The organism is Moorena sp. SIO3I6 (assembly GCF_010672095.1).
In genome coordinates this window covers 1-1,635 of record NZ_JAAHHU010001141.1, presented here as the reverse complement: position 1 = coordinate 1,635, position 1,635 = coordinate 1, and the positions used below count along the sequence as shown (strand labels likewise).

The 1,635-nt window shown below is 43.1% G+C and carries 2 protein-coding genes and 1 pseudogene; 2 read left to right on the top strand and 1 reads right to left on the bottom strand.

Annotated elements, in window-relative coordinates; genetic code table 11:
• A pseudogene (locus F6K49_RS47020) lies at nt 1-90 on the top strand (elongation factor P); the annotation flags it as partial.
• Nucleotides 91-234: 144 nt separating this feature from the next.
• The gene (gene accB, locus F6K49_RS47015) at nt 235-720 is read left to right on the top strand and encodes an acetyl-CoA carboxylase biotin carboxyl carrier protein (protein WP_293109375.1); all 486 of its coding nucleotides are present in this window, start codon (nt 235-237) and stop codon (nt 718-720) included.
• A gap of 185 nt (nt 721-905) precedes the next feature.
• On the opposite strand, the gene F6K49_RS47010 is transcribed toward accB, so the two are convergent.
• Nucleotides 906-1,544, bottom strand: coding sequence for a GerMN domain-containing protein (locus F6K49_RS47010; protein WP_293109374.1), 639 nt, complete (start codon nt 1,542-1,544; stop codon nt 906-908).
• Nucleotides 1,545-1,635 lie beyond the last annotated feature (91 nt).

Here is a 1,635-nt window from a genome sequence, read left to right as displayed (position 1 = left end):
GGAGCTCAGGTGATGGTTCCTCTATTCATTTCCATAGGAGAGCGCATTAAAATCGATACCCGTAATGATTCTTATCTTGGTCGCGAGTAAATTGTTTTGATGCCTTTATTTGATGCCCTGAATAGATCATGGCAATCAAGATAATGGACTCACCTGACTACTAAGGCAAAATAATGCCAAAAAATCTTCATCCTTAGCCTTTAGGCCCAAGACCCTAACCTCTTTTTAAAAATTGTGGCATTAGACATCAATCAACTTCGTGATCTCCTAGCTGCTATTGCTCAAACCGATATTACAGAACTGACCCTCAAGAGTGATGATTTTGAACTCACAGTGCGTAAAGGGGTCAGTATCACCCCTACCAGTGATTCCGGTGGATATAGCACTCCTTATCAAATCACTCCAGGCCCGGTAGAGGTAGCCCCAACACCAGTACCAAAACCAGAACCACCAGTACCTCCACCAGGGGTAGATCAAAAGTGGGAGGAAATTAACTCACCCATGGTCGGGACATTTTACAGTGCTCCTGCTCCTGATGAAGACCCCTTTGTGGAGGTAGGGGAACGCATTAGTGCTGGTCAAACTGTTTGTATTATTGAAGCTATGAAGCTGATGAATGAAATTGAAGCAGAAGTGACTGGACAAGTCATGGAAATTTTGGTGAAAAATGGAGAACCAATAGAATATGGTCAAGCACTAATGCGGATTAAACCTGACTAAGGATTACTCTTTAGATAGGTTTGACAGATGTCAAGCTAATAATAGCTGCTAGAAGCGAAAATAGGTTTGCTGGGCATGCGAATTAGATGTCTGCCAACGTATATTTATTTGCTACAGCGTCGGTTGAAAAATTTTCATCCAACGCTAGTGACCAACTGCTCAAAGAAGTCTAACCTGGGAAACCTCTAGAGTGGGAAGTTTTGATCGACATCTTGGCGAGTCAGTGGTTGATCAAGCATTAAGCCTTCTCCACCTAAAACCTCTAGTTGTTTCCCATCTACCTCAATCCATACTTGAGTATTGGGGTCGAGACTGGTTGCTGTATAAACAATTTGCGCCAGACGACCGCTCATGGAGCTACTGCCCCCACCAACGGTAAATTCTTTGGACAAGTCTACATGAACACCATCACTTTTGAGAGAAACACCCCGTAGTTTTGTACCTTGGGGAATAGTGGTCGTAAATGTGCCATTGGTCGGCCCAGCCAATAAACTGTTGAATGCGCTCTCTAAGATCTCACCTTTGTTAAGGGTCTTATTATTTAAGGGAATTGGACTGGGAATTAAAACAATTTTATTATCAACATCATTGAGCCAATAGACCTGAATTTTTTCCTTAGTTGAGGGTTTGTCAGTTGTGGGTTGTATAGTCTGAGATGACTTGGGTGTAGATGACTCGGGTGTAGTTGTCACAGGCACTTCTGGAGAAGATTGCTGTGAACGCCATGCCCACCAGCTACCTCCACCTGCTGCTGCTAAGACTAGGATGGAAATACTGGCAATCACACCGAGAGGAATACCACGATCGTCTTGTTGGTCATGCATAATAACTGATTAATCAAAAGGTTGATTTACTGTAATTTGATTGGCTGTGCTCAGATCTGACTAGTGCCACGAAACCCAATTGATTTTTTGA

Excerpts from the sequence above, each read along its gene's own strand:
- F6K49_RS47010 (WP_293109374.1), bottom strand. The coding sequence starts at position 1,544 with ATGCATGACCAACAAGACGATCGTGGTATTCCTCTCGGTGTGATTGCC.